Origin of the sequence: Pseudomonas sp. KK4 (assembly GCF_001984065.1) — a bacterium.
In the GTDB taxonomy this organism is placed as follows: Bacteria; Pseudomonadota; Gammaproteobacteria; order Pseudomonadales; family Pseudomonadaceae; genus Aquipseudomonas.
Genome location: NZ_LYVP01000028.1, coordinates 22167 through 45000 on the forward strand (window position 1 = coordinate 22167; position 22834 = coordinate 45000).

Consider the following 22834-nt stretch of genomic DNA (forward strand, 5'->3'; position numbering starts at 1 on the left):
TCATGCGCCGTCTTCTTTTAACACTTGTTTTGCTGGGCACGGGTTTGGCCCACGCCGGTGAACTGCCGGAAACCGACTGGCTGGAACTGATGCCCAAGTCGGACCAGAAAGCCCTCGAAGCCATGCCCGAGATCGACCACAACTCCCCCGAAGCCACTGGCACCTTTACTGAAAAGGGTGGCATGAAGCAGAGCAAAGGCCTGCCGGCGGTGATGTATTCGACCAAGACCGTGGCATCGATGAACGACAAGAACATCCGTCTGGGGGGCTATCCGGTACCCCTGGAAACCGACGCCAAGGGCCACAGCACGCTGTTCTTCCTCGTGCCCTATCCGGGCGCCTGCATCCATGTTCCGCCACCGCCACCCAATCAATTGGTGCTGGTGCGGTACCCGAAGGGGTTGAAGCTGAACGACATTTATACGCCGCTGTGGGTGACCGGCACGCTGAAGATCGAGAAAGTCAGCAATGATCTGGCGGATGCGGCGTATGCGCTGGATGCCGCGAAGGTGCGCGTGGTGAAGGAATCGGATTTGTAACGCGGCCATCCACAAAACCAATGTGGGAGCGGGCTTGCTCGCGAAGAGGACCTAACATTCAACATCACCGTTGACGGTTAAACCGCTTTCGCGAGCAAGCCCGCTCCCACAGTTGGTTTGTGTCGTTAAAGAGGGGTGCTGGTGATGCTCACGCCCAGCGTATGGCTCGCCCCAGGCGCCAGCGCCACCACATCGTCCATCACATTCGCCGTCTCGATGCACAGCATGCGCTGCCAGCCATCGTCAGCCATGTCGCTGAACGCCGCTGCGCGATCGATCCATGGATTCCAGATCACTGCCGCACGCGATCCGGTACTGGTCAGCTCGATGCGCCGCTCCCAGGCCGGGTCGACGATGCTCAGCTTGGTTGGAGGATTGAGGTAGATGCGGTCGGTCTCGCCGGTAAATCGCAAATCGCCGCTCTGGGATTTGGTTGCCCAATCTTCCAACGTCTCGATGTAGCTCAAGCCATCCACGCCTTCGACGCTCACCTCACGTACATCACTGACCGCGAAATAACTGTGCAGCGCCTGGCTGATGGTGACCGTCTCGGCGCTCTGGTTTTGGCTGGTGAGGCTGATATGCAGTTGCTCATCCAGACGGATGCTCAGCTTCAGATCGACCTGATGTGGCCAGCCTGGCAGGCCGCCTTCAGGGTAGGGCAGGAGGAATTCGACCTTCAAACTGTCGCCCTCGGCCTCGATGCCGCCCAACGCCCAATCCATTGCCCGCACCAGGCCGTGGGCAGGTGCCGGGTCCTGGCTGACGCGCATGGCTTTGACGCTTTGCGGGTTGCGCTCGAAGTTACCGAACCACGGCCAGCACACCGGCACGCCGGCGCGGATGCTCTTGCCGGTCTTGAACACCGCCTCGTCGTTCAGCCAGATCACCGGCGGTTGCCCGGCCACCTGATAACTGAGGATGTGCGCGCCTTGCTGAGCCACCAGCAATTCGGCCTGACCGTGGCGAATGCGCCAGCAATTCAGTTCATCCAGTTTCACGGCTTCAACGTTGGGCGTGCTCATGGGACAGCTCTCGATCAATAACAGGACTGCAATGGACCGCAAAACGGTCGCCGGGTTTTGCGAGCTCTTTACCAGCGAGCCCGATATCAACGAGCTCTGGGCGGAACCGAGCGGGTGCGACCGCTGCCATCGATGGCAACGAACACGAACACCGCTTCAGTCACCTTGCGCCATTCGCTGGACAGCGGATCGTCACTCCAGACTTCGACCATCATCTTGATCGAGCTGCGGCCGATTTCCAGGGCCTGGGTGTAGAAGGAGAGCTGAGCGCCCACCGCCACCGGCACCAGAAACGCCATGCGGTCGATGGCCACTGTTGCCACGCGGCCACCGGCGACCTTGCTGGCCATCGCGGTGCCGGCCAAATCCATCTGCGCCACCAGCCAGCCGCCGAAAATATCGCCAAAGCCGTTGGTTTCGCGAGGGAGCGCGGTGATTTGCAGGGCCAGGTCGCCTTGCGGGATCGGATCTTCTTGTTCGAGCTCTATCATGCCGGGGGTGCCTCTGACCCGTGACTCTTCATTAGTACTTCAAGGTGAATAGCCGTCTTCGGAAAAACGATTCAGCACCGAACATACTACGTTCGTCACGTTTTCCATAAAGGCGCCTAAAGGGAAACTCTGCGAAATCGCCTATGAACCTGACAGGCGTTTTCGCACAGCAACCCTTAGCGATTGCACAGCAGCGAGTATATCGGTCGATAGACTCCGATACGACCGTCCGGTTCTCATTTTGACCGCCAAATGCCTGCCTCTATGTGCTTTTTCGAACAATTTGCTATGGTGCCGGTCCTGCCCGAGCCCTTGCCAGCGTTGTTGGGGCGGCAGACCTGACCATGAGAGAAGCCTTTGCCATGAACCCAGCGCCCTCGAGTATCGCGCAGCCTTCCCAATCCGCACGTCCGCTGACCCGTAACGACTACAAGACGCTGTCGCTCTCGGCACTGGGTGGCGCGCTCGAGTTTTACGACTTCATCATCTTCGTGTTCTTCGCCACGGTAGTGGGCAAGCTGTTCTTCCCGGCCGACATGCCTGAATGGCTGCGCCTGATGCAGACCTTCGGCATTTTCGCCGCCGGCTATCTGGCTCGGCCGCTGGGCGGCATCGTCATGGCGCACTTTGGCGACCTGCTGGGGCGCAAGAAGATGTTCACCCTGAGCATTTTCATGATGGCGGTGCCGACCCTGATCATGGGCCTGTTGCCGACCTACGCGCAGATCGGCCTGTGGGCGCCGATCCTGCTGCTGTTGATGCGGGTGATCCAGGGCGCGGCGATTGGCGGTGAAGTGCCCGGCGCCTGGGTCTTCGTTTCCGAACACGTGCCGCAGCGCCATGTCGGTTATGCCTGCGGCACCCTGACCAGCGGCCTGACGGCGGGCATCCTGCTGGGCTCGCTGGTCGCCACGGCGATCAACAGTATCTACACCCCGGTGGAGGTTTCGGATTACGCCTGGCGCATTCCGTTCCTGCTGGGCGGCGTGTTTGGCCTGTTCTCGGTGTACCTGCGTCGCTGGCTGCACGAGACCCCGGTGTTTGCCGAGCTGCAACAGCGCAAGGCCCTGGCCGAAGAAGTACCGCTGCGTGCGGTGCTGCGGGATCATCGCGGGGCGATTGCCATTTCCATGCTGCTGACCTGGCTGCTGTCGGCCGGTATCGTGGTGCTGATCCTGATGACGCCGACCGTGCTGCAGACGGTCTACCACTTCTCGCCCACCACGGCCCTGCAGTCCAACAGCGTGGCGATCGTGTGCCTGAGCTTTGGCTGCATCATTTCCGGTGCCTTGGCCGATCGCTTCGGCGCAGGCCGAGTCTTTGTCTTCGGCTGTGCGGCATTGCTGGCCAGTTCCTGGACCTTCTATCACAGCCTGGCCGACCATCCAGACTGGCTGTTCCCGATGTATGCATTGACCGGGTTGCTGGTCGGCACCATCGGAGCGGTGCCGTACGTGATGGTCAAGGCGTTCCCGCCGGTGGTGCGGTTCAGCGGCCTGTCGTTCTCTTACAACGTTGCCTACGCGATCTTTGGCGGCCTGACGCCGATGATCGTCAGCCTGCTGCTCAAGGAAAGCCCGATGGGGCCTGCTTATTATGTGGCGGTGTTGTGCGGGGTTGGGATTGTGGTGGGTGCGTATCTCTGGAAGAAAGGGCGCTGATCCAAAACGTGCGTTGACTGACCTGACGCCTTCGCGAGCAAGCCCGCTCCCACATTTTGACCGAGATCTCTAAGAGGGCTGCGGTTGAAGGTGGGAGCGGGCTTGCTCGCGAAGAACGATAACGCGGTCTTACCTGGAATCACCGAATACTGGCCTTTCATCCAATTGTCATATTTCAGCCATAGAGTGTTCACACGGCCTGCTGATACTTGGCCCCGACTTAACACACCCTATCTGCTAGGAGTAAGGCATGAAACTGAAGCGTTTGATGGCGGCAATGACTTTTGTCGCTGCTGGCGTTGCGACTGCCAACGCGGTTGCCGCTGTTGACCCGTCGATCCCGAGCTACACCAAGACCACTGGTGTGTCGGGCAACCTGTCCAGCGTTGGTTCCGACACCCTGGCCAACCTCATGACCCTCTGGGCTGAGAACTACAAAAAAGAATACCCGAACGTAAACATCCAGATTCAGGCCGCTGGTTCCGCCACCGCGCCACCTGCGCTGACTGAAGGCACCTCCAACCTGGGCCCGATGAGCCGCAAGATGAAGGACACCGAACTGGCTGCCTTCGAGCAGAAGTACGGCTACAAGCCCACCGCTATCCCGGTGGCCGTGGACGCCCTGGCGGTATTCGTGCACAAGGACAACCCGATCCAGCACCTGACCATGGAACAGGTCGATGCGATCTTCTCGTCCACCCGTCTGTGCGGCGCCAAGACCGACGTCAAGACCTGGGGTGACCTGGGTGTGACCGGCGACCTGGCCAACAAGCCAGTTCAACTGTTCGGCCGTAACTCGGTATCCGGCACCTACGGCTACTTCAAGGAAGAAGCCCTGTGCAAAGGCGACTACAAGGCTAACGTGAACGAGCAGCCAGGTTCGGCGTCGGTCGTGCAGTCCATCAGCTCCTCGCTGAACGGCATCGGCTACTCGGGCATCGGTTACAAGACCGCCAGCGTGAAAACCGTTGCTCTGTCGAAGAAAGGCAGCACCGACTACATCGAAGACACCGAAGAAAACGCCCTGAACGGCAAGTACCCGCTGTCGCGCTTCCTGTACGTATACGTCAACAAAGCCCCGAACAAGCCTCTGGCCCCGCTGGAAGCCGAGTTCGTGAAGCTGGTTCTGTCCAAACAGGGCCAGGAAGTCGTAGTAAAAGACGGCTACATCCCACTGCCGGCCAAGGTTGCTGCAAAAGCACTGGCTGACCTGGGTCTGCAGGAAGGCGGCGCTGAAGTCGCAAAAAAGTAACAAATTGAGTCCGGGGTGAACCCCGCCGGACTCGCCTTGGGGGCGGCAGGAGCTGCCCCCATTCACTTCTGATTCTTTATCCACTGCTGGTTACGCCAGCGGCGGATTTGTTGCGTCACTGCACTGTCATCTTTCTGTCATACAGGATCGCTAGGGTGTGCGAATGAATGATCTGGCCAATTCCAACATGACTACTAATCCCCCCAAGCGAATTGATTTCAATACGCCTGAGCTGCAACGCAAGCGCCGCATTCGCGCGCTCAAGGATCGCCTGACCCGCTGGTACGTCCTCGTGGGCGGCCTCGCTGTTCTGGCGGCGATCACGCTGATCTTTTTCTTCCTCGCCTACGTCGTCGCGCCCCTGTTCCAGGGTGCCAGCCTGACCGCCAAGGACGCCATCACGCCCGCCTGGATGCAAGACGCCGGCAAGCCGTTGATGATCTCCCTGGAAGAGCAGAACCAAGTGGCGATGCGGGTTTCCGATAAAGGCCAGGCGCTGTTTTTCGACATCGACAGTGGCGCTGAACTCAAGCGCGTCGATTTGCCGATTCCGGCCGGTGCCACCGTGACCTCAATCGGCGAGGACCAGCCAGGTCACCCGCTGGTAGCCGTGGGCTTGTCCAACGGCCAGGCACTGGTGTTCCGTCATACCTATAAAGTCAGCTATCCGGACGGCAAGAAAACCATCTCGCCAGCCGTCGAATACCCCTACGGTGAAGCCCCGATCGCGCTGAACGAAGCGGGCGGCGCATTGGAGCACGTCAGCCTCAACGCCACCGATACCACCCTGATGCTGGTCGGTGCCACCGGTTCGCAACTCAATGTTCTGTCGCTGACCAGCGAAGAAAACATGATGACCGGCGAAGTCACCAACGAGCAGAAGCGCATCGATCTGCCGCAGATGAACGAGCCGGTGAAGAACATCTTCGTCGACCCTCGCCAGCAGTGGCTGTACGTGGTCAACGGTCGTGCCCAGGCCGACGTGTTCAGCCTGCGCGACAAGAGCCTCAATGGTCGCTACAAGCTGCTTGAAGACGGTGACGCACAAGTGACTGCCAGCACGCAGTTGGTGGGCGGCATTTCGCTGATCGTCGGTGACTCCAAAGGTGGCCTGGCCCAGTGGTTCATGGCCCGTGACCCCGATGGTGAGCAACGCCTGAAGCAGATCCGTACCTTCCAGATGGGCACCACGCCTATCGTTGAAATTACCGCTGAAGAACGTCGCAAGGGCTTCGTTGCCCTCGATGCCTCCGGCAAGCTGGGCGTGTTCCACAGTACTGCGCACCGCACCCTGCTGGTGGACCAGGTGGTCGAAGGCCAGGGCCTGTTCGGTCTGTCGCCTCGGGCCAACCGCGTGATCGTCGAAGCCGGCGGCAAGATCCAGCCGCTGCTGCTGGACAACCCGCACCCGGAAGTGTCCTGGAGCGCGTTGTGGAGCAAGGTCTGGTACGAGAACTACGACGAGCCTAAATACGTCTGGCAATCGACCGCCGCCAACACCGATTTCGAACCGAAACTGAGCCTGTCGCCGCTGACCTTCGGCACCCTGAAAGCTGCGTTCTACGCCATGCTGCTGGCCGCGCCTCTGGCCGTTGCCGCCGCGATCTACACCGCGTACTTCATGGCCCCAGGCATGCGCCGCAAGGTCAAGCCGGTGATCGAGCTGATGGAAGCGATGCCGACGGTGATCCTCGGTTTCTTCGCCGGTCTGTTCCTCGCACCTTATGTGGAAGGGCACCTGCCGGGCATCTTCAGCCTGCTGATGCTGCTGCCGATCGGCATCCTCGTCGCTGGCTTCACCTTCAGCCGCCTGCCTGAGTCCATTCGCCTGAAAGTCCCTGACGGTTGGGAAAGTGCCCTGCTGATTCCGGTGATCCTGTTCGTGGGTTGGCTCTCGCTGTACATGAGCCCGTTCATGGAGAACTGGTTCTTCGGCGGCGACATGCGCATGTGGATCTCTCACGACCTGGGCATCACCTACGACCAGCGCAACGCACTGGTGGTCGGTCTGGCCATGGGCTTCGCGGTGATCCCGAACATCTACTCCATCGCCGAAGACGCCGTGTTCAGCGTGCCCCGTGGCCTGACCCTCGGTTCCCTGGCCCTCGGTGCCACGCCTTGGCAGACCATGACCCGCGTAGTGATCCTCACCGCCAGCCCGGGCATCTTCTCGGCGCTGATGATCGGCATGGGCCGTGCGGTCGGTGAAACCATGATCGTGCTGATGGCCACCGGTAACACCCCGGTCATGGAAATGAACCTGTTCGAAGGCCTGCGTACCCTGGCAGCCAACGTCGCGGTGGAAATGCCGGAGTCGGAAGTCGGCGGCAGCCACTACCGCGTGCTGTTCCTCTCGGCGCTGGTGCTGCTGTTGTTCACCTTCGTCATGAACACCCTCGCGGAACTGATTCGTCAGCGTCTGCGCAAGAAATACTCGTCGCTTTAAGAAAGGTAGAAGTCTGTGAAACAGAACTCCCTGAAAGGATGGTTCAAGAGCGGCGCCCCGGGCGTCTGGATCAGCGGTGGCGCGGTGTCCATCGCGGTCATCATGACCATTGGCCTGCTGGCGGTGATTGCCGTGCGTGGCCTGGGTCACTTCTGGCCGGCGGACCTGGTGCATGCCAGCTACGATGTGCCGGGCCAGGCCAATCACCTGGTCATCGGTGAAGTGGTGCAGAAGGAAGAAGTACCGCGCGCACGCCTGAAAAGCGCTGGCCTGCCGGTGCCGGACCAAGGTCCCGAGTTCATGACCCGCGAGCTGATCAAGGTCGGCAACCGTGACTTGAACGGCAATGACTTCACCTGGATCGTCGGTGAGTGGCTGACCAACCAGAAGAACCCGGTTGAACTGATGGCGCTGGAGCGTCGCGAGTGGGGCAATTTCTACGGCTACCTGGTCAACGTCAAACAGGATGGCAAGGTCATTGCCGAAGGCGAGGCGGCTTGGCCAGAGCTGCAAGCGCGGATCAACCGTGTCAATCAGCTGGCTGCGCAACTCAAGACCCTGGAGAAATCCGACATCGGCGCGATCAACGCCGGTCTCGAGCGCATCCGTCTGCATGGCCGCAAACTGGAACTCGAAGGCAAGCTCGACGCCGCCGCGCAAGCGGACATGGAATCGGAGCGCGCCGAACTCAATGCCCGTTATCAGGACGTCGAGGCACGCCTGAGTGACCTGCACGCGCAGTTCAATCGCGACAGCCTGACTGCCCGTGATGCCAACGGCAAAGAAATTGAAATCAGCCTTGGCAAAGTGGTTCACGCCTACCAGCCGAACGCCATGGGCACCTTCACCAAGATCGGTTTCTACTTCAGCAAGGTCTGGGAATTCCTGAGCGATGACCCTCGTGAAGCGAACACCGAAGGCGGGATTTTCCCGGCGATCTTCGGCACCGTGATGATGACCCTGATCATGGCGATGATCGTGACCCCGTTCGGCGTGCTGGCGGCGGTGTACCTGCGTGAATACGCCAAGCAGAACGCCCTGACCCGGGTGATCCGCATCGCGGTGAACAACCTGGCGGGTGTTCCGGCCATCGTTTACGGCGTGTTCGGCCTGGGCTTCTTCGTCTATGTACTGGGTGGCTCGCTTGACCGTCTGTTCTTCCCCGAGGCCTTGCCGGCGCCGACCTTCGGTACGCCTGGCCTGCTCTGGGCTTCGTTGACCCTGGCGCTGCTGGCAGTACCGGTGGTGATCGTGGCCACCGAAGAAGGCCTGGCACGGATTCCTCGCACCGTGCGTGAGGGCTCGCTGGCCTTGGGCGCCACCAAGGCGGAGACCTTGTGGAAGATCGTGCTGCCGATGGCCAGCCCGGCGATGATGACCGGCATGATCCTCGCCGTGGCCCGTGCCGCCGGTGAAGTGGCGCCGTTGATGCTGGTGGGTGTGGTCAAGCTGGCGCCGTCGCTGCCGGTAGATGGCAACTACCCGTACCTGCACCTGGATCAGAAGATCATGCACCTGGGCTTCCACATTTATGACGTTGGCTTCCAGAGCCCGAACGTCGAAGCCGCGCGGCCGCTGGTGTACGCCACGGCGCTGCTGCTGGTGCTGGTGATCGCGACATTGAACCTGTCGGCCGTTTATATCCGTAACCACCTGCGCGAGAAGTACAAGGCGCTGGACAGCTGATCCCCTGTGGGAGCGGGCTTGCTCGCGAATGCGGTCTGACATTCACCGATGATGTCGACTCAGCCACCGCTTTCGCGAGCAAGCCCGCTCCCACATGGATCAGCGTCTACCTGAATATTGATGGGGCTGCCACACAGGCGTCCCGAACCGAATTTGTTAGCACAGGGAGCCTCCCATGCAGCACGAAGCACATACCCACGGCATCAACATGTCGGCCCTGGGTCGCGACAAACAGAGCCTGAACCTCGAGCAGGAAACCGTGGCCATCGAAGTGCCGGGCCTGAGCCTGTTCTACGGCGAGAAACAGGCGCTGTACGACGTCAGCCTGAACATTCCGAAACAGCGCGTGACCGCCTTCATCGGTCCGTCCGGTTGCGGCAAGTCCACCCTGCTGCGCACCTTCAACCGCATGAACGACCTGGTTGATGGCTGCCGTGTCGAAGGCGCGATCAACCTGTACGGCAACAACATCTATCGCAAGGGCGAAGACGTGGCCGAGCTGCGTCGTCGCGTCGGCATGGTGTTCCAGAAGCCCAACCCGTTCCCGAAAACCATCTACGAGAACGTGGTCTACGGCCTGCGCATCCAGGGCATCAACAAAAAGCGCGTGCTCGACGAAGCCGTCGAGTGGGCGTTGAAAGGCGCTGCGCTGTGGGATGAGGTCAAGGACCGCCTGCACGAATCGGCACTGGGCCTGTCCGGTGGTCAGCAGCAGCGTCTGGTGATCGCCCGCACCATCGCCGTGGAACCGGAAGTGCTGCTGCTCGACGAACCCTGCTCGGCACTCGACCCGATCTCGACGCTGAAAGTCGAAGAGCTGATCTACGAACTGAAATCAAAGTTCACCATCGTCATCGTGACCCACAACATGCAACAGGCCGCGCGGGTTTCCGACTACACGGCGTTCATGTACATGGGCAAACTGGTGGAGTTCGGCGACACCGACACCCTGTTCACCAATCCGGCGAAGAAGCAGACCGAAGACTACATTACCGGTCGCTACGGCTAGGAAGCTGTGGTTGTTCACTGAACTGACGCTGCGGCCCACCGCACCTTACCGGACGCTCCAAGGACGCCAACATGATTAGTAAAGAAGGCCTTACCCACCACATCTCCCAGCAGTTCAACGCCGAGCTCGAGGAAGTGCGCAGCCACCTCCTGGCCATGGGCGGGCTGGTCGAGAAGCAGGTCAACGACGCGGTGACCGCGCTGATCGAGGCCGACTCGGGCCTGGCTCAGCAGGTGCGCGAGATCGATGACCAGATCAACCAGATGGAACGCAACATCGACGAAGAATGCCTGCGCATTCTGGCCCGTCGTCAGCCAGCGGCGTCGGACCTGCGCCTGATCATCAGCATCTCCAAATCGGTGATCGATCTGGAGCGCATCGGTGACGAAGCGACCAAGATCGCCCGCCGCGCCATCCAGCTGTGCGAAGAAGGCGAAGCACCGCGCGGTTACGTCGAAGTGCGCCATATCGGCGATCAGGTCCGCAACATGGTGCGCGATGCCCTGGACGCCTTTGCCCGTTTCGATGCCGACCTGGCGCTGTCGGTGGCGCAATACGACAAGATCATCGACCGCGAATACAAGACCGCCCTGCGAGAGCTGGCGACCTACATGATGGAAGATCCGCGCTCTATTTCACGGGTCTTGAGCATCATCTGGGTGCTGCGTTCGCTCGAACGTATCGGTGACCATGCACGCAATATCTCGGAACTGGTGATTTACCTGGTGCGCGGCACCGACGTACGCCACCTGGGCCTGAAACGCATGAAGGAAGAAGTTGAAGGAACAAGCGGTGAAAACGCTAATGTTCCGGGCATAGCTGACGATAAGTAAGGTTGCCCAGAGAAAACGCCCGGCCCTTTGGCCGGGCGTTTTCGTTTGCGGTTCAAGAATTCGAAATGCAGCACCCGCGAACGAAAAGTCCCGGCGTGACTGAAGGTTTTTGGCAAAGTGCCATCAGTAAAGCGGTATGCTGGCCGGGATTTTTTAAAGGGGTTTTGGATGAGTAAGGTCAGTGTGTTGGTCGTGGACGATGCCTCGTTCATTCGTGACCTGGTGAAAAAATGCCTGCGCAATTATTTTCCGGGCATGCGCATCGAAGATGCGATCAATGGCAGAAAGGCTCAGGCGCTGCTGGCACGGGAAGCGTTCGACCTGGTGTTGTGCGATTGGGAAATGCCGGAGATGTCGGGCCTGGAACTGCTGACCTGGTGCCGTGAGCAGGACGCGCTCAAAGGCATGCCATTCGTCATGGTGACCAGCCGCGGCGACAAAGAGAACGTCGTCCAGGCGATCCAGGCCGGGGTCTCGGGTTATGTCAGCAAGCCCTTCACCAATGAGCAACTGATCACCAAGGTCAAACAGGCGCTGCACAAGGTCGGCAAGCTCGACCAGCTCATGAATACCACCAACACCAAAGTCGCCCCGGCGTTCGCCAACGATTCGCTCAATGCACTGACCGGCGGCAAGGCTGCGGTGGTCGCGCCCGCGGCACCTGCCGCGGCCGCCGCGCCATCCCGAGGCTTGCTCAACAGCCCGCCAGTCAAGGCACCGGTAGCGGCCGCGGCGGCCGGGGGAGGGCGTGGACAGGGCCAACTGCGCCTGCCCAACGGCATTCAACAGTGCGTCATCAAGGCCTTGAGCCTCAAGGAAGCGCTGTTGGTGGTCAAACGTGTCGACACCCTGCCGCAGGTTCTGGACAGCGCCGTGCTCGATCTTGAGCAAGGTGAAAGCGCCGAGACCGCCCGCTTGAACGGCTACCTGCACGCCATCGTTGCCCATGAGCAGAAGCCCGACAGCGAATGGCTGCAACTGACCTTCCGCTTCGTCGATCAGGATGCCCAGAAGCTCGACTACATCTCCCGGCTGATTGCCCGGGGGACGGCGCAGAAGCATTTTATTCCGGGGGCGTAAAACCCATCGTCTGAAGTCCGACCCCGCGAACAGGCTCGTTCCCACAGCAACAGTGAAAATCCTGTGGGAGGCTGCCCGCTCGCGAAGGGGCCATGTCGCGCGTGTCAAATATCACTTCTCTCACCTTGAAATATATCTGTTCTGATATAGTCTGATTGCAAGCACTCTTTCTGAGCCACGCCTTGAAATAACCTCGAGGCACCTTGGCCAGCACCATCGATTACGCTCTCTCTGTCAGTCACAGGAGGCGTCGATGCCAAGGCACAAGGATGTGGTGTTCATAGGCAGCTCACTCAAGGACCTGAAAGCTTTCCCGCTTGATGCGCGTAGAGCTGCAGGTTTTCAGTTGGACCTGCTCCAAAAGGGCGAAGAGCCCTTTGACTGGAGGCCGATGAAAACGGTTGGCCGGGGTGTCAACGAAATCAGGATTACCGAAGAGTCAGGGGCGTATCGGGTGTTTTATGTGGTCAATCGGCCAGAGGCCTTATAGGTGCTGCACGCCTTGCACAAGACCACTCGGAAGACCGAAATACGGGACATCGAACTGGCACGAACCAGATTGAAGGAAATAGGTTAACCAAATGACGGATCATCAAAATCAGACCCAGCGCTTCACCAGTGTCTGGGATGCACTGGAAGAGACTCCCGAGGAAGCTGCCAACATGCGGCTACGATCCAAGCTGATGCTCGAACTGGTCAAAACTGTTCAGGCTTGGGAGTTGTCGCAAAAGGAAGCGGCCAGGCGACTGGGTATCAGCCAGCCGCGATTGAACGATGTGCTAAGTGGCAAAATCGATAAATTTTCGTTGGATGCGTTGGTGAACTTGTCCTCTGCGGCCCATCTGGCTGTGGACATCTGCGTGTCGCCGCGCGGTCCACTACAACCCGCCTGATCACCTCGGGTGGTCGGTTCGAACATCTGCCGACGACCCGGGTCCATTGCAGCTGCTAGGCTCACTCCAAGGCCTTCCTCGACAGAACCCTGCCCATGCTCGCGCGCCTGCTGATGCTCTGTGGTCTTTTCATGGCCTCCACCCTGGCCATGGGGATGACTGTCTACAAGTCCACCGACGCCAATGGGGTGGTCTCCTACAGTGACCGCCCCACCAAAGGCTCCAAGGTGTTCACCTTTCAGGATCGCATGGTCGAGCACCTGGAGCGTCAGGTGTACTACGTGGTCATGAAGAAGGACGGTGTGGACAGCGTGTACGTGCGCAATGACTTGTATGCGCCGGTCGAGATCGAGTTGAGTTTCACCGGTTTGAAGAATGTCAGCGGCGCGCCGGCGCGGCCGATTCGCCGGGTGGTGCCGCTGCGCACCAGCGTTCGCCTGGCGCAACTCACGCCGACTCAGGCCGCAAGGCCGCTCGCTTACGTCCCCAAGCTGAAATACTCCCTGGGAGACCCCTCAGGGGCCACGATGGCCTATCAGTACCCGTACCCCTGGCGCGGCGGGCCGTTTCGGGTGAGTCAGGGCGCCAATGGCCAATACAGCCACTTCGGGCCGAAAAACCGCTACGCCATCGACATAGCGATGCCCGAAGGCACGCCGATCATCGCTGCCCGGGGCGGGGTCGTGGTGAAGACTGAAAACAGCCAGGCCGGACGCGGGACCGATGCTTCCGGCAATTTCGTGCGCGTGCTGCACGATGACGGGACCATGGGCGTGTACCTGCACCTGAAGAAGGGCTCGGTCAGTGTTCGCGAGGGGCAGCGGGTAGCAGTCGGCAGTGCCCTGGCGCTGTCGGGCAATACCGGCAACAGCAGCGGGCCGCACCTGCACTTTGTAGTGCAGCGCAATACCGGAATGGGGCTGGTGTCGATTCCGTACCGCTTCAAACAGCCGATGGGGGTGCTGCCCAACTTTGCGTTGGGGCAGCAGTGAGGCCCATCAATCGATCATCAATACTTTGGCCAGCACAATCTTCGGCCCTTTCATCTTCTTGATGATGATGCGCAGGCCTTCGACCTCCAGCACTTCTTCCTCTTCCGGCACGCGCTTGAGGCTGTCGTAGACCAACCCGGCGAGGGTTTCGGCCTCAACGTGGTCCAGATCGATACCCAGCAGGCGTTCGACCTTGAACAGCGGCGTATCGCCACGCACCAGCAGTTTGCCCGGCTGGTACGCGAGGATGCCGCGCTCGGCCTTGCGGTGTTCGTCCTGAATGTCGCCCACCAGCACTTCCAGCACGTCTTCCATGGTCAGGTAGCCGATGATGTTGCCGTCGGCCTCTTCAACCACGGCGAAGTGCGAGCCACCCTTGCGGAACTGCTCCAGCAATTGCGACAGCGGCATGTGCCGGGAAACGCGCTCCAGCGGGCGGGTCAGCTCGGCCAGGTTGAACGACTCGGGAATATGGTCCAGGGCCGCCAGTTCCAGCAGCAAATCCTTGATGTGCAGCAGGCCCACGAATTCCTGGCGCTCGCTGTCGTACACCGGGTAGCGGCTGAACTTGTGGCGACGGAACATCGCCAGGATTTCCTTGAGCGGTGCGTTGAACTCCAGCGTCACCAAGTCTTCACGGGAGTTGGCCCAGTCGACCACTTCCAGCTCGCCCATTTCCACTGCCGAGGCCAATACGCGCATGCCCTGGTCGCTCGGGTCCTGGCCACGGCTGGAGTGCAGGATCAGTTTCAGTTCTTCACGGCTGTAGTGGTGCTCGTGGTGCGGCCCGGGTTCGCCCTGGCCGGCGATGCGCAGGATCTGGTTGGCGCTGGCGTTGAGCAGGTAGATGGCCGGGTACATGGCCCAATAGAACAGGTACAGCGGCACCGCCGTCCACAGCGACAACAGCTCGGGTTTGCGGATGGCCCAGGATTTCGGAGCCAGTTCGCCCACCACGATGTGCAGGTACGAAATGATGAAGAACGCGGTGAAGAACGATACTGCCTTGACCACTTCCGCCGACTGCACGCCGACCGTTTCGAGCAACGGTTCGAGCAGGTGCGCGAACGCCGGTTCACCGACCCAGCCCAGGCCCAGGGAGGCGAGGGTAATACCCAGCTGGCACGCCGACAGGTAGGCATCGAGCTGACTGTGCACGGTGCGCAGTATATGCCCGCGCCAGCCGTGCTGTTCGGCGATGGCCTCGACGCGTGTGGAGCGCAGTTTGACCATGGCAAATTCCGCCGCAACGAAAAAGCCGTTGAGCAACACCAGGATCAGAGCAAAAAGGATCATGCCGAAGTCGGCGAATATTGTTGCGAGGGTCAAGCCAGGGGAAGGGTCCATGATGGAGTTTTGCGGGTTCCGTGTATTCGAATGGTAAGAAAAAAGTGCACCTGAAAGGCAGGCACAAGTCAGCCAATGTAGCGGCTGACTGGTCGATTGCCTAGTGGCGTGTGCTGGCCGGTATCAGTCGGCGGTGCTGATCACCCGGGTTTTGCTGACCTGGGCCGAGGCGAAGTGGCAGGTAAAGGTGCTGCCGTGGCCCGGTACGCTGCTGATTTCCATCCGTGCACGGTGACGTAGCAGGACGTGCTTGACGATCGCCAGGCCCAGCCCGGTGCCGCCGGTGTTGGAGTTGCGGCTGGAGTCGACGCGGTAGAAGCGCTCGGTCAGGCGCGGCAAATGTTTGCTGTCGATGCCGATCCCGGAATCCTGCACGCTCAGGTGCGCACCTTGCTCGTCGCCCCACCAGCGAATGCGGATATTGCCTTCGGCCTGGGTGTATTTCACGGCGTTGAACACCAGGTTGGAAAACGCACTGCGCAATTCCGCTTCGCTGCCCTTGAGCAGAATCGTTGGGTCGGCTTCAAGGGTGATGTGCTGGTTTTTCTGGCCCGAGAGCTGTTGCGCATCGCTCTTGATCGATTGCAGCAAGCCATCGATGGCCACCGGCTGGTTGTCCGACGGGTAATCCGTCGCTTCCAGCTTGGCCAGCAACAACAGGTCATTGAGCAGGGTCTGCATGCGCCCGCCCTGTTGCTGCATCTGCTGCAGGGCACGGGTCCAGCGCGGGTTCACTTCCTCAACGTTGTCGAGCAGGGTTTCCAGGTAACCGCAGATCACCGTCAGTGGCGTGCGCAACTCGTGGGACACGTTGGCGATGAAGTCCTTGCGCATCTGTTCCAGCTGATGAATGCGGGTTACATCGCGCACCAGCATCAGGTGCTCGTTGTTGCCGTAGCGGGTGATGTACAGCTGGATGCGCAGCCGGTCGTTGGTCGGCGAGGGGATCTCCAGCGGTTCGGCGTAGCTGTCCTGCTCGAAGTACTCCTTGAACCGTGGATGGCGCACCAGGTTGGTCACCGGTTGGCCGCTGTCCTGTGGGGTCTTGAGGCCCAGCAGGGTTTCGGCGGCGCGGTTCCACCATTCCAGGTTGCCGTCGGTGTCGAGCATGACCACCGCGTCCTTCAGGGCGGCGGTGGATTCCTGAACCCGGTCGATCACCGCTTGCAGGCGCCCGCGCACCCGTTGGTCACGGCGTTGCAAGTGATAGATGCTGTCGAACACCTCGCCCCACAGGCCATAGCCATCGGGCGGTGCTTCATCGGGTTTGTGCAGGCGCAGCCATTCGTGCAGGCGCAGCAGCTGTTTGAGGGTCCAGGCCAGGTACAGGCCCAGGCCCGCCACCAGGCTCCAGCCGTAGTAGCCGGTGATCAGGCCGATCACCAGGCAGGCGGTGACCAGCAGCAGCATGTGGCGAATCAGGGTGCCATGCCAGTTTTGGTTCACTTGAACGCGCGTCCTTGTCTACTGCTAAAGCGGGAAAAGTCCGGGTCAGGCTTTCGTGGAAAAGCGATAACCGGTGCCGCGCACGGTTTGTACCAGATTTTCGTAGGCATCGCCGAGGGCTTTGCGCAGGCGACGGATGTGCACGTCCACGGTGCGCTCCTCGACATAAACGTTGCCGCCCCAGACCTGATCCAGCAGCTGGCCACGGGTGTAGGCGCGTTCCTGGTGGGTCATGAAGAATTGCAGCAACCGGTATTCGGTCGGGCCCATTTCCGCCGGTTTGCCATCGATGGTCACACGGTGGCCGATCGGGTCCAGCAGCAGGCCGCCGACTTCAATCGGCGCCTCGCCATCGGACGGGCCGGCACGGCGCAGCACGGCCTTGAGGCGCGCCACCAGTTCACGGGGGGAAAAGGGTTTGGTGATGTAATCGTCGGCGCCGACTTCCAGGCCCTGGATCTTGTTGTCCTCTTCGCCCTTGGCGGTGAGCATGATGATCGGGATGTCCCCGGTCAGCTCATCGCGCTTGAGGCGGCGGGCCAGTTCGATACCGGACGTGCCGGGCAGCATCCAGTCGAGCAGGATCAGGTCCGGTTTGCGATCGACGATGATGGCGTGGGCCTGCTGGGAGTTCTCAGCCTCCAGGCAGTCATAGCCGGCCATTTCCAACGCAACGGCGATCATTTCGCGAATGGGCGCTTCGTCGTCGACGATCAGAATGCTCCTGCCAACCATGCCTTAATCCTCTTGTCATTTAACTGTCTTGCGCCGCATTAGATAACGGAATTATTGCAGTCGTGTGACAGTATTTTAGCCGCCCGGCGATTGTCATGAACCTGGACTAAGCTCTAAGTCCGAATCCTGACAACCACAAAAGGAAGGTTTCCATGAAGCACATTGCTCAATCCTGGAAGGCATTGCTGGTGACCGCTGCGCTGACACTGCCGACGATGGCCCTGGCTGCCGAGCCGGCGATGATGAAAGACGGCATGATGGTGGATCACCACGGCATGACGTTGTACACGTTCGACAAGGACTCGGGCGGCAAGTCGATGTGCAACGACGAGTGCGCCAAGAACTGGCCACCGATGATGGCCCCGGCGGGCGCCACGGCCGAAGGCAAGTGGAGCGTCATCAAGCGTGATGACGGCAAGATGCAGTACGCCTATGACGGCAAGCCACTGTATACCTTTATCAAAGACACCAAGCCTGGAGACATGACCGGCGACAAGATGAAGGACGTCTGGCACGTGGTTCACGAATCGCAGAAATAGGTTCAGAAACGGTTGGGCTTTTTGCAGGAGCGAGGCTTGCCCGCGAAGGCGCTATCACGAACGCCATCGCGGCAAGCCTCGTTGCTGCACAGTGCGCAATCGCGGACAGATTCAGTTCAGCGCAACGCGTAATCGAGCACGATACCGACAAAAATCGCCAACCCGGCCCAGTGGTTGTGCAAAAACGCCTTGAAGCAGCGCATCCGGTCCTTGCCACGGGTGTACCAGAATTCCCACGCAAAACAGCCCGCGGCCACCGCCAGCCCCACGTGGAACCAGCCCCCCAGCTCGAATTTCGAACCGGCCAGCAACAGGCAGCCCAGCGCCAGCGTCTGCAGGGTCAGGATGATCACCCGATCCGCCTCGCCAAACAGAATCGCCGTGGACTTCACGCCGATCTTCAAATCGTCATCGCGATCCGTCATGGCGTAGTAGGTGTCGTAGCCCACCGTCCACATCAGGTTGGCGATGTACAGCAGCCATGCTGCCGCCGGCAATTGCCCGGTTTCAGCAGTGAACGCCATGGGCATGCCCCAGGAAAACGCCGCGCCCAGCACCACTTGCGGGTAATAGGTGTAGCGCTTCATGAACGGGTAACTGAACGCCAGCGCCAGGCCGCCGAGTGAAAGCCAGATGGTGGTGGCGTTGGTGCACAGCACCAGCAGGAAGCTCACGCCCATCAGCAGGGCAAAAAACACCAGGGCCTCTTTGGAGCTGATCTTGCCACTCACCAGTGGGCGCTGCTCGGTGCGCTTCACATGGCCATCGACCTTGCGGTCCGCCCAATCGTTGATCACGCAACCGCCGGCGCGGGTCAGCACCACGCCCAGCACGAAAATCACGATATTGGCCAACGATGGCGAGCCCTTGCCGGCTATCCACAGCGCCCACAGCGTCGGCCACAGCAGCAGATAAATGCCGATGGGCTTGTCCATGCGCGTCAACTGGATAAAGTCCCAGGCCCGAGGGTTAACGCGGTTCAGGGACTTGAGCAGGCTCTGGTACATCAACGGTTCTCCGGATGGGCGCCGGTGGCGCTCCACAGGGTCGGCAGGAAGATTTCGGCCACCAGCACGCTCAAGGCGCCGCGATCGAAGCGTGAGCGGCGGCCCCACAGTTCAGCTGCCCTCACTTCGCTCGGCAGCCATGCTTGAGGGTAGTGACAAACCTCGATGGCACGGCGCTGGAAGGCACGGTCGCAAAACAGCAGTTCGCCCAGCGAGCGGCTGCCCAGTTCATCCATGTGCAAGCCGTCACCCTGCAAGGCGCTGCGAGCCGCGACGCTGCGGGCAAATACCAAGGCTTGGCCATGTCCGCGCAGATACACCTCGCGCACCCAGCCTTCACTGCCTTCGGCCAGGTCCAGCGCGGCGCATTCATCGGCCCGCAGGGTCTGCCAGCCTTCGAACAGCGGCGTGACGCTGAACGCGTCGTTGGTCAGGTGAATGAGGCGTCGGGTGAGCGAGCCTTCATCGAACAACCAGTCGAGGACAGACGTGTCGGGCAGAGGCGTCAGATGGCTTTGCGGCAGCCAGAGCGGGGCGGGGACGGGGGATTCTGTGTGTTGCACAATGAGTCATTATTGGCAGCAAGGGAGGCGGCGAGCTTACCATGTCAGCCAATAAATTTGAGTGATCTGGCCGCCCGTTGCGCCGAACAGGCTTGCATCTGCCCGGCCCCATCAGTACAAAACGCCCTGAGCCGAACGGCAACGTTGCAACATCGACCGTCCGGCCGGCAAAAGCCTGAACCCTGAGGAAATAACTGAATGAAAAAGTGGCAATGTGTGGTCTGCGGCCTGATCTACAACGAAGCCGACGGCTGGCCGGATGACGGCATTGCGCCGGGCACCCTGTGGCAGGACGTGCCGGAAGACTGGCTGTGCCCGGATTGCGGCGTCGGCAAGATGGATTTCGAAATGATCGAAATCAACTGAGACAACCCAAGGAGTAAGGAATGAACGCACCTGTCGTGATCGTTGGCACCGGCCTTGCGGGCTACAACCTGGCTCGGGAGTTTCGCAAGCTCGATGGCGAAACTCCGCTGCTGCTGATTACCGCCGATGACGGGCGCTCTTATTCCAAGCCGATGCTCTCCACCGGTTTCGGTAAAAACAAGGATGCCGACGGCCTGAGCATGGCCGAACCGGGTGCAATGGCTGAGCAATTGAAAGCCGAAGTGCGCACCCACACTCGCATCAGTGGCATCGATCCGGGTCACAAACGTCTGTGGATCGGCGAAGAATCGGTCATTTACCGCGACTTGATCCTGGCCTGGGGCGCCGAGACCGTACGCGTACCTGTCGAAGGTGACGCGGCAGATTGCGTGTTCCCGATCAACGATCTCGAAGACTACGCCCGGTTTCGTGCGGCTGCGGCCGGCAAGCGTCGGGTGTTGTTGCTCGGGGCCGGCCTGATTGGTTGTGAATTTGCCAATGACTTGAGCCTGGGCGGCTACCAAGTGCAACTGGTGGCGCCGTGCGAACAGGTCATGCCGACCCTGCTGCACCCCGCGGCGGCCGCTGCGGTGCAGGCCGGGCTGGAAAGCCTCGGCGCGCGCTTCCACCTGGGCCCGGTGCTCAACCGCCTGCAGCGCGTGACCGATGGCCTGCAAGCGCACCTGTCCGACGGCCAGGTCATTCCCTGTGATGTTGTGGTGTCAGCCATTGGCCTGCGCCCGCGCATCGACCTGGCCGCAGCGGCCGGTTTGCAGGTCAATCGCGGCGTGATGGTCGACCGTCACTTGAAAACGTCCCACGCCAACATCTATGCCCTGGGCGATTGCGCCGAAGTCGATGGCCTGAACTTGCTGTACGTGATGCCCCTGATGAGCTGTGCCAGAGCGCTGGCGCAAACCCTGGCCGGTAACCCGACGGCGGTTACCTACGGCCCGATGCCCATCACCGTGAAAACCCCGGTGTGCCCATTGGTGGTATCCCCGCCGCCACGGGGTTCGGAGGGCGTCTGGACCGTGGAAGGGCAAGGTGGCGACATCAAGGCGCTATGCCGCGATCCCGGCGGCAAATTGCTCGGTTATGCCCTGACAGGCGCGGCGGTGACGGAGAAACTGGCCCTTAACAAAGAGCTTCCGGCGCTGCTGGCGTAAATACCGGTCGTTCTGTCGGAATCACCCCCGTTTTGCCCCTATATTGGCCGTGTCGACACTGGCGCGGCCACTCGCTGCGTGCCATCCTCACTCCCGTCTTGCCGCAGAGTAGAGCATCTGCGGCGCTTTGGGCGCTGCTCCGCAGAGAGCAGCACGGACATAACAAAAACAAACCGTCAAAGGGGCTTCACATATGCGTAAACCAGAACTCGCCGCAGCCATTGCTGAAAAAGCAGACCTCACGAAAGAGCAGGCCAACCGCGTCCTCAACGCCGTTCTCGAAGAAATCACCGGCGCCCTGCACCGCAAAGACAGCGTCACGCTGGTCGGCTTCGGCACCTTCCTGCAACGCCACCGCGGCGCCCGCACCGGCAAAAACCCGCAAACCGGCGAGCCAGTGAAAATCAAGGCCAGCAACACCGTAGCGTTCAAGCCGGGTAAATCGTTGAAAGACAGCGTCAATCCGTAATCTGTTTCCCGATCCCGCAGTGCGGGGGAGCGGAATGAAGAATGGGCACGCCAACCAGGTTGGGTGCCCATTTTTTGTGGAGCCAAATAATGCACTGTTTTACAAGCGCAGCTTACAAGGTGCAGTTGTTCACTCTGGCCAATAACTTTCCCAATGCACCACACCCGCTACAGTGCCCCCAAAAGTAATACCAAGCGCCGTTGTAACGACACCAGCTTGCACTTCATTGGCGGTGGAAGGTTTTCTATGTCCTCAGAGGTTTGTTACTTCAATAGTGATTAGCCAAAGAAAAACCTCGATGGGTTAGATCACCCATCGGGTTTTTTTCCGTGTCGTACGTCAGCGCGCCCGTCGGTGTTGCTTGGCAATAATCGACGCCATTTCCGGTTCGTCCAGATGATTCAGTGCTTGCTCTACCAACAGATGCACACCGTCGGCCATACGGCTGAGCGCCAGGGCTATGGAGCGGCGTGAGCCGTCGACATCGTCGGCAAGATCGGCAGCGATGGCGCAGTGGCAGGAAAACGATAGAGACCCGCCCCAAGGCGCACAAGCCGGCGGATTCTGGCGTAACTGTAGGCAATGGCACAAGGCGATGTAGCTCTCATCAAGTAACTTCCGACAGCGGTTAAACAGAAGTTATCGAAAGTGTGTAGAGGGGCTAGCGTCTCGTTTACGAATGATTAAAACCTGAGGGAAATCGAGGAAGCATCCGACATCTTTTTAAGGTTGGCCGTCGGAAGCGTGACGGTTAGCGTGGTGGCTCCAAACATTCCAAGGAGGTTCACCATGCTCGATGACGCCGACTCGCTCGCTGGATCTGAAACTGAAGGCACTACCGCGTATATCTCCACCTCTTCCAGGAAACTGCATCCCGCAGTGGACCGCGCCCTGGATTTTTATCTGAAACCGACGGAGCCGCCGACAGCGGCGGCTCCCACGCCGAGCAGCATTTTTATCGTGGCGCCCGATATCGACAACGAAACGCTGTTGGTCCACGCCTGCGAGTCGCTGGCGTCGGCCAGCGTCATGGCGAGCGAGTTTGCCGGGGTATTGGAAGGGTCTCACCGCAATACGATGCTGGCGTTGCAACAGGTGCTCATGTTGGGTGAGCTGGCGGTGAATCGGGTGCTGGATAACACGTGCACCAAGGCGTTCAGTCAATGACTTGGTAGTCATCGGCATCAAAAACAACGCTATCTCCTTGCAACGTAACGCGATAGTAGCGTTCTTGGTTTAAGTCGCTACACTGCGCTGGCCGTTCATTTTTCTTTTGAGGCTTGCGC

23 protein-coding genes and 1 pseudogene are annotated in these 22834 nt (G+C 60.2%); 16 read left to right on the top strand and 8 right to left on the bottom strand.

All coding sequences use genetic code 11. The features are described 5' to 3' along the window. The first annotated feature begins 2 nt into the window (after nt 1–2). Nucleotides 3–539 (top strand): DUF3299 domain-containing protein, encoded by a 537-nt coding sequence (locus tag B0W55_RS12310; RefSeq protein ID WP_077046273.1) that lies wholly within the window; start codon nt 3–5, stop codon nt 537–539. A gap of 125 nt (nt 540–664) precedes the next feature. Here the strand turns inward: B0W55_RS12310 and B0W55_RS12315 are convergent, their stop codons facing one another. Together B0W55_RS12315 and B0W55_RS12320 are read right to left on the bottom strand one after the other, a co-directional pair. Continuing rightward, nucleotides 665–1564 carry a D-hexose-6-phosphate mutarotase gene (locus B0W55_RS12315; RefSeq protein WP_077046274.1) on the bottom strand — a complete coding sequence of 300 codons (900 nt, stop codon included), beginning with the start codon at nt 1562–1564 and terminating at the stop codon, nt 665–667. A gap of 86 nt (nt 1565–1650) precedes the next feature. Next, nucleotides 1651–2055: an acyl-CoA thioesterase gene (locus B0W55_RS12320; RefSeq protein ID WP_007942704.1), complete on the bottom strand. Its 405-nt coding sequence runs from the start codon at nt 2053–2055 to the stop codon at nt 1651–1653. Nucleotides 2056–2417: 362 nt separating this feature from the next. Here B0W55_RS12320 and B0W55_RS12325 point away from each other — a divergent pair, with 362 nt between their 5' ends. From B0W55_RS12325 to B0W55_RS12370, 10 genes and pseudogenes are all read left to right on the top strand, one after another. Next, nucleotides 2418–3716 (top strand): MFS transporter, encoded by a 1299-nt coding sequence (locus B0W55_RS12325; RefSeq protein WP_077046275.1) that lies wholly within the window; start codon nt 2418–2420, stop codon nt 3714–3716. Nucleotides 3717–3966: 250 nt separating this feature from the next. Further along, a complete protein-coding gene (locus B0W55_RS12330) occupies nt 3967–4968 on the top strand; it encodes a phosphate ABC transporter substrate-binding protein PstS family protein (protein WP_077046276.1) in 1002 nt (333 codons plus the stop codon). A 163-nt stretch (nt 4969–5131) separates the two neighbouring features. Then, entirely contained in the window at nt 5132–7414 is a 2283-nt protein-coding gene (locus B0W55_RS12335) for an ABC transporter permease subunit (protein WP_077046277.1), read from the top strand. Between the two features lie 15 nt (nt 7415–7429). Beyond that, nucleotides 7430–9100 (top strand): phosphate ABC transporter permease PstA, encoded by a 1671-nt coding sequence (pstA, locus tag B0W55_RS12340; RefSeq protein WP_077046278.1) that lies wholly within the window; start codon nt 7430–7432, stop codon nt 9098–9100. A 175-nt stretch (nt 9101–9275) separates the two neighbouring features. Further along, complete coding sequence (pstB, locus tag B0W55_RS12345; RefSeq protein ID WP_077046279.1) at nt 9276–10109, top strand: phosphate ABC transporter ATP-binding protein PstB; 834 nt, start codon at nt 9276–9278, stop codon at nt 10107–10109. Between the two features lie 71 nt (nt 10110–10180). Beyond that, a complete protein-coding gene (gene phoU, locus B0W55_RS12350; RefSeq protein ID WP_077046280.1) occupies nt 10181–10942 on the top strand; it encodes a phosphate signaling complex protein PhoU in 762 nt (253 codons plus the stop codon). 168 nt (nt 10943–11110) lie between these two features. After that, a complete protein-coding gene (locus B0W55_RS12355) occupies nt 11111–12022 on the top strand; it encodes a response regulator (RefSeq protein WP_077046281.1) in 912 nt (303 codons plus the stop codon). Between the two features lie 253 nt (nt 12023–12275). Continuing rightward, nucleotides 12276–12599, top strand: a pseudogene (locus tag B0W55_RS12360) (type II toxin-antitoxin system RelE/ParE family toxin). 4 nt (nt 12600–12603) lie between these two features. Then, nucleotides 12604–12915 carry a helix-turn-helix domain-containing protein gene (locus B0W55_RS12365; RefSeq protein WP_077046282.1) on the top strand — a complete coding sequence of 104 codons (312 nt, stop codon included), beginning with the start codon at nt 12604–12606 and terminating at the stop codon, nt 12913–12915. Nucleotides 12916–13010: 95 nt separating this feature from the next. Next, nucleotides 13011–13907: a peptidoglycan DD-metalloendopeptidase family protein gene (locus B0W55_RS12370; protein WP_077046283.1), complete on the top strand. Its 897-nt coding sequence runs from the start codon at nt 13011–13013 to the stop codon at nt 13905–13907. Nucleotides 13908–13913: 6 nt separating this feature from the next. On the opposite strand, the gene B0W55_RS12375 is transcribed toward B0W55_RS12370, so the two are convergent. The 3 genes from B0W55_RS12375 to phoB form a co-directional block, all read right to left on the bottom strand. Then, nucleotides 13914–15254: a hemolysin family protein gene (locus tag B0W55_RS12375; RefSeq protein WP_077046284.1), complete on the bottom strand. Its 1341-nt coding sequence runs from the start codon at nt 15252–15254 to the stop codon at nt 13914–13916. A 123-nt stretch (nt 15255–15377) separates the two neighbouring features. After that, on the bottom strand, nt 15378–16664 hold the full coding sequence (phoR, locus tag B0W55_RS12380; RefSeq protein WP_256576280.1) for a phosphate regulon sensor histidine kinase PhoR: 1287 nt from the start codon (nt 16662–16664) through the stop codon (nt 15378–15380). A gap of 81 nt (nt 16665–16745) precedes the next feature. Beyond that, on the bottom strand, nt 16746–17435 hold the full coding sequence (gene phoB / locus B0W55_RS12385) for a phosphate regulon transcriptional regulator PhoB (RefSeq protein WP_008064504.1): 690 nt from the start codon (nt 17433–17435) through the stop codon (nt 16746–16748). Nucleotides 17436–17587: 152 nt separating this feature from the next. Between phoB and B0W55_RS12390 the strand changes: the two genes are divergently transcribed. Further along, nucleotides 17588–17974 (top strand): hypothetical protein, encoded by a 387-nt coding sequence (locus B0W55_RS12390; protein WP_077046286.1) that lies wholly within the window; start codon nt 17588–17590, stop codon nt 17972–17974. Between the two features lie 116 nt (nt 17975–18090). Here B0W55_RS12390 and ubiA read toward each other — a convergent pair whose 3' ends face one another. Then, a complete protein-coding gene (gene ubiA / locus B0W55_RS12395; RefSeq protein ID WP_077046287.1) occupies nt 18091–18981 on the bottom strand; it encodes a 4-hydroxybenzoate octaprenyltransferase in 891 nt (296 codons plus the stop codon). Next, complete coding sequence (locus B0W55_RS12400; protein ID WP_077046288.1) at nt 18981–19544, bottom strand: chorismate lyase; 564 nt, start codon at nt 19542–19544, stop codon at nt 18981–18983. The genes ubiA and B0W55_RS12400 overlap by 1 nt, the downstream gene beginning before the upstream one ends. A 198-nt stretch (nt 19545–19742) precedes the next feature. Between B0W55_RS12400 and B0W55_RS12405 the strand changes: the two genes are divergently transcribed. The 3 genes from B0W55_RS12405 to B0W55_RS12415 all read left to right on the top strand — a co-directional run bounded on the left by B0W55_RS12405 (nt 19743) and on the right by B0W55_RS12415 (nt 21548). Further along, nucleotides 19743–19910, top strand: a complete 168-nt coding sequence (locus tag B0W55_RS12405; protein ID WP_007954349.1) for a rubredoxin — start codon at nt 19743–19745, stop codon at nt 19908–19910. Nucleotides 19911–19930: 20 nt separating this feature from the next. Continuing rightward, nucleotides 19931–21079: an NAD(P)/FAD-dependent oxidoreductase gene (locus B0W55_RS12410; protein ID WP_077046289.1), complete on the top strand. Its 1149-nt coding sequence runs from the start codon at nt 19931–19933 to the stop codon at nt 21077–21079. Nucleotides 21080–21272: 193 nt separating this feature from the next. Next, complete coding sequence (locus B0W55_RS12415) at nt 21273–21548, top strand: HU family DNA-binding protein (RefSeq protein WP_003213368.1); 276 nt, start codon at nt 21273–21275, stop codon at nt 21546–21548. Nucleotides 21549–21887: 339 nt separating this feature from the next. Here the strand turns inward: B0W55_RS12415 and B0W55_RS31540 are convergent, their stop codons facing one another. Beyond that, nucleotides 21888–22139, bottom strand: coding sequence for a DUF6124 family protein (locus tag B0W55_RS31540; RefSeq protein WP_077046290.1), 252 nt, complete (start codon nt 22137–22139; stop codon nt 21888–21890). 198 nt (nt 22140–22337) lie between these two features. On the opposite strand from B0W55_RS31540, the gene B0W55_RS12425 reads away from it, so the two are divergent. Then, entirely contained in the window at nt 22338–22715 is a 378-nt protein-coding gene (locus B0W55_RS12425; RefSeq protein WP_077046291.1) for a DUF6124 family protein, read from the top strand. Nucleotides 22716–22834 lie beyond the last annotated feature (119 nt).